This window comes from Arcicella sp. GW458-12-2-14-TSB2 (genome assembly GCF_059423785.1).
Window position 1 is genome coordinate 1 of record NZ_JBWKYN010000220.1, and the last position, 8,769, is coordinate 8,769.

At 34.1% G+C, this 8,769-nt stretch carries 8 protein-coding genes; 1 reads left to right on the forward strand and 7 read right to left on the reverse strand.

Annotation, left to right across the window (positions count from 1 at the left end):
- The first annotated feature begins 181 nt into the window (after nucleotides 1–181).
- Entirely contained in the window at nucleotides 182–2,404 is a 2,223-nt protein-coding gene (locus AC07XN_RS21785) for a T9SS type B sorting domain-containing protein (protein WP_494744582.1), read from the forward strand.
- Here the strand turns inward: AC07XN_RS21785 and AC07XN_RS21790 are convergent, their stop codons facing one another.
- From AC07XN_RS21790 to AC07XN_RS21820, 7 genes are all read right to left on the reverse strand, one after another.
- Complete coding sequence (locus AC07XN_RS21790) at nucleotides 2,405–3,331, reverse strand: ribonuclease Z (protein WP_494744583.1); 927 nt, start codon at nucleotides 3,329–3,331, stop codon at nucleotides 2,405–2,407.
- Nucleotides 3,332–3,440: 109 nt separating this feature from the next.
- A complete protein-coding gene (locus AC07XN_RS21795) occupies nucleotides 3,441–3,869 on the reverse strand; it encodes an STAS domain-containing protein (RefSeq protein WP_309918822.1) in 429 nt (142 codons plus the stop codon).
- 28 nt (nucleotides 3,870–3,897) lie between these two features.
- A complete protein-coding gene (locus AC07XN_RS21800; protein WP_494744584.1) occupies nucleotides 3,898–4,839 on the reverse strand; it encodes a phosphoribosylaminoimidazolesuccinocarboxamide synthase in 942 nt (313 codons plus the stop codon).
- 85 nt (nucleotides 4,840–4,924) lie between these two features.
- Entirely contained in the window at nucleotides 4,925–6,106 is a 1,182-nt protein-coding gene (locus AC07XN_RS21805) for an acetyl-CoA C-acyltransferase (RefSeq protein ID WP_309918828.1), read from the reverse strand.
- A gap of 11 nt (nucleotides 6,107–6,117) precedes the next feature.
- On the reverse strand, nucleotides 6,118–6,810 hold the full coding sequence (locus AC07XN_RS21810) for a tetratricopeptide repeat protein (RefSeq protein ID WP_309994662.1): 693 nt from the start codon (nucleotides 6,808–6,810) through the stop codon (nucleotides 6,118–6,120).
- Nucleotides 6,811–6,915: 105 nt separating this feature from the next.
- On the reverse strand, nucleotides 6,916–7,875 hold the full coding sequence (locus tag AC07XN_RS21815) for a vWA domain-containing protein (protein WP_494744585.1): 960 nt from the start codon (nucleotides 7,873–7,875) through the stop codon (nucleotides 6,916–6,918).
- 30 nt (nucleotides 7,876–7,905) lie between these two features.
- Entirely contained in the window at nucleotides 7,906–8,673 is a 768-nt protein-coding gene (locus AC07XN_RS21820) for a CDP-alcohol phosphatidyltransferase family protein (RefSeq protein ID WP_494744586.1), read from the reverse strand.
- Between the last annotated feature and the right edge of the window lie 96 nt (nucleotides 8,674–8,769).

Below are 8,769 nucleotides of genomic sequence, written 5' to 3' on the forward strand. Positions count from 1 at the left end.
GTATATATTTAAGGTAGCTATAATTCGTTTAGAAGTCATTGACAAACTTATTACAATAATATAACTGAATTTAACAAAAATTGAAGTGATTAAGAACAACCTTTAACACTTTAATGCTGTCAGTAGTATTATAAAATACTTTGTTAATCAATGATTTTGTAAACCTCCTGTTTAAAATAATATGAAAAAAACTATACTCTTAATTATAATAATTCTCTTCTCGTTTTTCAAAGTGCAAGCCACCCATATCGTTGGGGGTGAAATAGAACTGCAAGTCGTCAAAAACCAGCCTAATGTATCACATAGCCTAAGTCTTAATTTGTATTTTGATGACATTAATGGTAGTATGGGAGCGAGAGATGCAACTATCAATTTAGCTGTTTTTAGGAAAAAAGATAACCTATATTTAGGCTATGCAGTTTTACCAATCGTCAGCGATAGTTTAATTAGCTATTCCAATCCAGCTTGTTTACAGAATAACTCTGTAAGAACCCGCCTGATACGCTATAGCACATTGATATATTTGAGTCCTGATAATTTTGATGATGCAGGAGGCTATTACTTTGCATGGGAGCGTTGTTGTAGAAATAATATTATCACTAATATTCAAAATCCAGAGGCTGCAGGTTCGGTATTTTATTTGGCTTTTCCTGCTCAGAAGCAAAATGGAAAAGCCTTCACTAACTCATCTCCAAAATTCGGTAAACTCACTGGTGATTATATTTGTAGAGGACGCCCCTTTGTTTTTGAGTTTGGCGCTACTGATGCAGATGGAGACAGCCTAGTTTATTCTTTAGTGACGCCCTATAATGGTTATTCAACTACACTGGCCCCTAAGCCAGACTTGCCTACTGGTAGTAGCAATTATCCACTTGTGCGCTGGCAAACTGGTTTTGGTGTTAATAACATGATTCCAGGGCCACAGCCTCTGCGAGTAAATGCCAGAACGGGACAATTGACTGTAACGACGGATTTATTAGGGCTATATGTGTTTTGTGTGCTAACAGAAGAATACAGAAATGGCAAGAAGATAGGAGAGGTGCGAAGGGACTTTCAACTAAAGGTAATCGATTGTCCTACGAATAACCCTCCGCAAAGTTTTTTAAGAGAAAAAGGGAAAGGTGTTTTTACAGATGTTACTCAGACCATCACAATTAAGGCAAACGAAAAAAAATGCCTAGATTTTTTAGTGACAGATTTAGATCCGAATCAGACATTAAACTTAAAGATTCAGCCGACTAATTTTACAGGGTCGTTTACATTATCTCCAACATCCATTCATACAAGTACTTATAAAGATACGCTAAGGGCTGAATTATGTTTTGATGAATGTACAGCTAGTTTTGATGGCAAGCCATTACTCTTTGATGTAATAGCTTCAGATGATGGTTGTCCGCAGCCTCTAATAAGCACCTTAAAAGTAAAGGTAATTATTGAACCAGCTTTGAATAATAAACCCATTATTTCTACAGATTTATTAAATAGAAAGGGCGAAACTGTAGTTAATAGCCTAATGAAATTTAATTTATTTGGGAAAGATATTGATAATGATAATATCACGATTACCGCCAAAGGAAGAGGCTTTAATTTAGCAGATGTTGGAATGAATTTTGGTTCTATTTCTGGATTAGGAACAGTTAGTTCTCCTTTTACTTGGACACCCACTTGTAGTGCCGTTAGGACTACCGATTATATTGTAGATTTCTATATAATTGATAATAGGTGTGGTAGAAATTTGAAAGATAGTATCTCTGTTAATTTAAAGGCTTTACCAATTGATAGCCGACCACCCAACGTTGTGACTTCTTTAGCGAAAAATGAAATTGAAATTATATTGGATGGAACCGATGTTCAGCCTATTAATTTTGACGTTACTTCGCAAGACCCTGATGCTGACCCGATAAAATTGTATGCTGTAGGAAAGGACTTTGATTTATCGAAAATAGGAGCGGTATGGACTGATAAAAATGGTGTGGCAAAAATAATTAACCCCTTTGCATGGAAAATAGACTGTAGTTTATTGAATGGGAAAGATCAGGCAAGTTATGTGATTAATTTTATTACGGAAGATAATTCTTGTAGCCCCAATAGATTTGATACAGTATCTGTGAATATAGTATTGAAAAGCAAAATAGTAGATTATCAGACTTTTAAGCCAGTTAATGTATTTACGCCCAACGGAGATGGAAAGAATGAATACTTTACTTTGACAGATTTACCTGAGAATAATTGTTTTGAAAAATTTGAATACATCCAAATTTTTAATCGTTGGGGATCGATGGTTTATGAATCTAAAGATAGAGATTTCAAGTGGTCTGGTGGTGAACACGCTTCCTCAGAATATTATTACCTATTAAAATTTACTAAACGAGAGTTCAAAGGATGGGTCAATCTTATTCGGTAATTATAATTTAATATCCCGTATTTTATGGGTTTCACCTTCTATTGCCAAATAGGTATTGACAAATACCTCACGAGCTTCTGCTAGATGAGTATCCAATTCTTTGTATCGTGAGGAATAATGACCGATAATAAGCTTGCCTACGTGTGCTTTTTTGGCAATCAAGGCAGCTTGTTTGGTCGTAGAATGATTGGTTTGGATGGCCCTTGGTAACAATTCATCTAGGAAAGTAGCTTCATGATACAACAAATCTACATTTTTAATGATGTCAATAATGGCTTCGTTATAAAGGGTATCAGAGCAAAATGCATAGCTACCACTTTTTAAAGATGGGATAGTATAGTCTTCATTTTTATATTTTATACTACCATCATCATTCAAAATATCTTCGCCATCTTTCAATCTTTTGATTTGCTCAAAAGTTAAATCTGTGGGTCTTCTAGTCTTAATAATTTTTCTTTTTTTTCTTCTTTCTTGAAACAAGAAACCACAGCAAGGCACCCGATGGATTAATGGGATAGTAGTAATTTTTACGTGTTCATTCGTAAAAAGTAAGTACGATTTTTCTGTTTGAGTTTCAGTAAAATGTATTTTGAAATTTAAGCGAGTGTCAGAATACTTTAATTGGATAGTAATGATTTCTGCTAAACCTTTCGGCGCAAAAATCCATAAATCCTCTATTCTACGATGCATATTCAGCGTAGATAAAAGTCCGATTAATCCAAAGAAATGGTCACCGTGGAGATGTGTAATAAAAATATACTTAAGTTTTGTAGTCCTGATTTTATAGTGAAGTAGCTGATTTTGAGTGCCTTCTCCACAGTCAATCAAATAACCATCCTGCTCAATCTGTAAGTGATGAGCCGTTGGGTTTCTCGTTAAAACGGGTGTGGCAGACCCCGTGCCTAAAATGGTTAGTTGAAAACTCAAATTGTTTGCTGATTGTGTAAATACTGAAATCAATACTATTATAATAGTTCAAGATACTGATTTATTATAAAAGAGGTCAATTTTTTGAACTGACCTCTTCTACATTATACTAATAATCATCATCTGAACTGCCGCCTTCGCCGTATTCACCGTGATCGTATTCATCATCTTCGTCTGATTGGAAATCATTTTCCAATTCATTCAAATATACTGCATCGATTGCTTCTTGAACCGTAGGCATTACGGTTAATTCTTCAATTTTAGCGGCATCTAACTGGTCAATTATTTCATCATTCTTTGTTACGATAATTAATAAACCTAATTCGTTCAAACAGATTTTATTGGCTTTACGAATAACAGAAATACCATGACCGTCTAGCTCAATAATTTGATTAAATTCAATAATGATATTGCCATAGCCTTCTCTGAAAAGCTGGCGAACGATTTTCTCTAAATCAGTATGATTTTCCTGCGTTAAAGCAGTTTCTTTAAGTTCGATTAGAGCATACTGCTCATTTTTTTCTACCTTAAATTCCATAAATTGTTGTAATTTCTTGTTTTACTTCTTACAAAGACTTTAAATAATTGTTCACATTTTCCTCAACTCTAACCAAAACATCTTCAGAATCATCTTTAATGAATTTTTTGCCTGTTACTTGTTCAAAAAGTTCAATGTAGCGTTCTGAAACTTGATTTACCCATTCGTCCGTCATTTCAGGAATGACTTGACCATCTTTCCCTTGAAAACCATTCGCAATTAACCATTCACGCACAAATTCTTTAGAAAGCTGCTTTTGGGCTTCATTATTTTTTTGGCGTTCTTCGTAACCTTCGGCATAAAAATAACGAGAAGAATCTGGTGTGTGAATCTCATCAATTAAAGTGATTTGATTATCCTTTTTCCCAAATTCATATTTAGTATCCACTAAAATTAATTTTTGTTCGGCTGCCATTGCTGTTCCTTTCGCAAAAAGGGCAAGGGTATATTTTTCAAGCTGGCTATATTCTTCTTCAGACACTAAACCTTTGGCTAAAATTTCCTCTCTTGAAATATCCTCGTCGTGTCCTTCATGCGCTTTCGTAGTAGGCGTAATAATTGGCGTAGGCAGTTTGTCGTTTTCCTTCAAGCCTTCTGGCAAAGTTACACCACATAAAGTACGTAAGCCAGATTTATAAGTACGCCATGCATGACCAGCTAAATAGCCTCTTACGACCATTTCTACAGGATAAGTTTCACACTTCAAGCCCACACTTACGTTAGGGTCAGGACTTGCCACTAGCCAATTTGGTACTACATCTCTGGTTGCATTCAAAAAGTGTTCTGCAATCTGATTAAGTACTTGTCCTTTAAATGGAATCGCTTTAGGTAAAACTACATCAAAAGCTGAGATACGGTCTGAGGCAACCATTACCAAAAGGTTTTCAAAAGAATATACATCACGTACTTTTCCTTTGTAGAAACCTGTTTGGTTCGGAAAATTAAAATTAGTGTTTTTAATTACTTTCATTATGTTGTTTTGCGTGTTTAATCACGCTTATTTAAAGTCTGTGTTGTTAAATAATTGTTACAAAATTACCACAAACTTTTAGAGATTACATCCTTTCAATCACAATTGATGAAGCCCCTCCGCCACCATTACAGATACCCGCGGCTCCGTATCGTGCATTTTTTTGTTTCAAAATCCAAATCAACGTAGTTACTATTCTGGCACCCGATGCTCCTAGCGGATGTCCTAAAGATACAGCACCACCATTAATGTTTACTTTTTTGTGTGGAATATCCAATATTTTTTCGAATGCCAAAGGTACAACTGAAAAAGCTTCATTTACTTCAAAATAGTCAATTTCTTCTTTAATTAAATTAGCCATTTTGATAGCCTTTGGCAGTGCCACTGTTGGCGTAGTCGTAAAGAATTCAGGTTCTTGCTCTGCATCAGCCATTCCGATGATTTTTGCAATCGGTAATAAGCCCAACTTGTCAGCTTTCTTTTTCGACATTAACACCAATGCTGATGCACCATCACTTAAATTTGAAGAACTCGCAGCCGTTACAGTACCTCTTTTTTCAAAAATAGGTTTTAAATCAGGGATTTTTTCAAATTTAACCTTTTTGTATTCTTCGTCTTCCGTAATGAAAATACTGCCTTGTTTTGTTTTTACTTCTACAGGAATGATTTCGTCTTTGAATAATCCATTTTCTGTAGCTTGAGCAGAGCGTTTGTAGGAGTCGATAGTGTATCCATCCTGAGCTTCACGGCTAATCCCATATTTACGGGCAGTTCTATCTGCAAAAAATCCCATCGCACAGTTTTCATAAGCATCAGTCAATCCATCTTTTTCAAGACCATCTACCAATACCGATGAACCATATTTATAGCCAAATCTTGCATTAGGAACATAAAAAGGTGCATTTGACATACTTTCCATTCCTCCAGCTACTACAATATCAGCTTGCCCAAGCATAATACTTTGTGCAGCCAACATAATAGATTTTGTTCCTGAAGCACACACTTTGTTAATAGTAGTACATCTAGCCTGTGGTGATAATCCCGCACCCAAAGCCGCTTGACGAGCAGGCGCTTGGCCAATATTAGCAGAGACTACATTTCCCATTAATACTTCCTCCACGCTTTCGGGTTTAATCTTTGCTTTTTCAACAGCAGCCTTAATTGCGATACTTCCAAGTTGAGTAGCCGAGAAACTCGATAGTACTCCTCCAAAACTTCCAATCGGTGTTCTCACAGCCGACATAATATAAACTTCTTGCGTATTCATAAAATTGGTTCTTACCAGTTTTGTTTTGTTATTAATTTATTAGGGTTCTTAGTATTTACTTGGCGTTGCTGAATATATTGGATTTCGCTACTTTTCATAGCATCCAATATGGTCTTAGCTTTATCAACAGTTAAGCCATAATTTTTTAGCGTTTTCAGTAGTTCTTGTTGACTTTCATTTTTGGCGACTTCAACATTTTCCTGAGTAGGAGGTTTAGGAGGTATTTTTTGGGTACTTGGTGGTGGAGGCTTAGATGTTGACTCTTGTTTTGGCTTAAATCTTCTTTTCAATAATTCGTAATTAAACCTTGCGATATTATTTTCTGGCATCATCACTAAAGCTTTTTTAAAAAGAGTCAGCGCTTTGGCAGTGTCTTGCTGATTACAGAATATCAAACCCAATTGTACTAACGTAGTAGAAGTAAGTTTGGCTTCTTTTAAACCGCTTAATCGAGCATATATTTGACGAGCAGCTAGCGTGTCTTTAGCCTCAAAAAGAGCGTGTGCATAATTTAACGATACTTCAGGTGGTGTAAAAATAGATTGTTTAGATAAAATAAGATATTGGTTTGCTGCTTCACGATAATCTTTTTTTCTAAATGCAATCATTGCTTCGACTTTTGCTCTATTTCTTGTATTTACTTTCGAGAATGAGCCATTGTCAAGTATCCAAAGAAAAATATATAAAACAAATTGATTTAACAAGGTTGATTGATTTTAATAATTTTATGTGATAATAATAGATTAAACTTAATTAATAGCATAAAGTATAATCGGCATTAGTTTTTTTAAAAAGTATTAACAGAAAAATTATAATTGAAATGTTCTAACAGTAAAGAAAACGTCAATTCCTAGCAAAAATAATGCAATGATTAGAAAATAAAAATATTTATTTAACACAACATTAATTTGCTGATTATTTGAAAAAGTACTTTTTATTTGGCTAATTTCTGTAATTAATGCTGTCAAACTATTAGATATACTGCTTATTTCTAAGTATTTACCTTTGGCTTCATTGGTGATTTTTTTCAATGAAGTATTGTCTAATTTTGTAATGACAATATTCCCATCGTTATCTTTTTTGAAAGAATTTCCATCTTTTATCGTTGTCCCTTTCGTTGTGCCGATGCCAACGGAAAAGAAATTGATACCATGTTGTTTAATTTGCCCAATAATGTTTCTGTCATATTCATCCGAAAACTCGCCATCACTCACCAACACTATTGTCTTTGATTTATTCTTTGATTTTGATTTTTGCAATCTATTATAAGCCATTTCAAGGGCTGGATTAATCAACGAACCTCCACCCATCAATAGATTAGTATTGATTTTGGGTACAAATAAGCTTATTGCATTTTTATCAAAGGTAAGAGGTGATAATAAAAATGGTTCTTCTGAAAAAACAATAATGCCAATTCTGTCATAAGGGAATTGACTAATTACTCTGTTTATCTCAAATTTTGCTTTTTCAACTCTACTAGGTTGTATATCGGTTGCATCCATTGATTTGGAGACATCTACTACAAAAAATATTTCTCTGTTTTCAGCTTTTACGGCTTCATTCAACTCTCCGAATGAAGGATTAAGCAACGCAAGTATCATTAAACCGAAGTAGGCTGATCTTAAAAAAAACTTCAAAATACTTGAACGTGCGGTGGTTTTGAGTCGCCTTGCTATCCAAAAGACACGCCCTAAATAAATTAAGTACAATATAAAAAATATAGCGATAAACCAATATTCAGTTTTGCCTAGCCCTGAGTTTACATTCATTTTATAAGGAAGTAAAAAGATAATTGTCGTTTACCTCACTAGTAATTTTCTGATTAAAATTACAAATAAACCGAAAATACTGTACCAAGCAAAAAAAGGTAAAATCATTTTGGTTAATCCTAAACAAAGCAAACCACAAATTATTAATAATTGAAACCCCAGCCCTAGTAAAGAAAGCAAACTCATAAACCATTTTGGAAATTTCTTTACAGAAAGAGCAGGTTTGTCTAATACATAAACCAACGCATCAAAAACTAAATACAAACACAGAAATGCAATATGTAAAATATTAGTTAACCGCTGACTTTCATAATGATAACTAACAGGTTTTCTGAATTCAAGGATACGGCTAGTTTCATGGTTGTTCAAGCTTCTCCTCAAAATTACATAATAATAGTTATAAATCGAACATTGAAACTCAATCCCAAAGAAAGCCATCAGGAAGATTACCCTTGAAGAACTTTCAATAGTAAGAATACTAAATAGAATAAGTAGATTTATAATAAAATCAAAAATTGAATCAAGATACCTACCAATAATGGATGGATGTTTGGTAATTCTAGCAATTTCACCATCGACAGCATCCAAAATATTTTTGAGCATCAAGAAAATAGCTGCCAAAATATAATGATTGGTCTGGATACAATAAACACAAATGATACCAGCCAATAAGAAAACAAAAGTGACTTGAATTGCATTTACTTTTAAATTCGATAAATGATGAGCTAAAAACGTAGCAATAGGGCGTCCGTAGTCTGAGAAGTCAATAAATTTATCGTCAATCGAAAGCTTAGGCATAATTAATGGGAAAGTACTTATAAAACAATATGAGTAAAATACGCTATTGAATCAATAACTAATTTTTAAACTATTTGTTATGAAAAGTACTAATGC

Bases quoted from the DNA above. Each gene is read 5' to 3' on its own strand.
- AC07XN_RS21820 (WP_494744586.1), bottom strand. From the start codon at position 8,673: ATGCCTAAGCTTTCGATTGACGATAAATTTATTGACTTCTCAGACTAC.
- AC07XN_RS21795 (WP_309918822.1), bottom strand. From the start codon at position 3,869: ATGGAATTTAAGGTAGAAAAAAATGAGCAGTATGCTCTAATCGAACTT.
- AC07XN_RS21800 (WP_494744584.1), bottom strand. From the start codon at position 4,839: ATGAAAGTAATTAAAAACACTAATTTTAATTTTCCGAACCAAACAGGT.
- AC07XN_RS21805 (WP_309918828.1), bottom strand. From the start codon at position 6,106: ATGAATACGCAAGAAGTTTATATTATGTCGGCTGTGAGAACACCGATT.
- AC07XN_RS21785 (WP_494744582.1), top strand. From the start codon at position 182: ATGAAAAAAACTATACTCTTAATTATAATAATTCTCTTCTCGTTTTTC.
- AC07XN_RS21815 (WP_494744585.1), bottom strand. From the start codon at position 7,875: ATGAATGTAAACTCAGGGCTAGGCAAAACTGAATATTGGTTTATCGCT.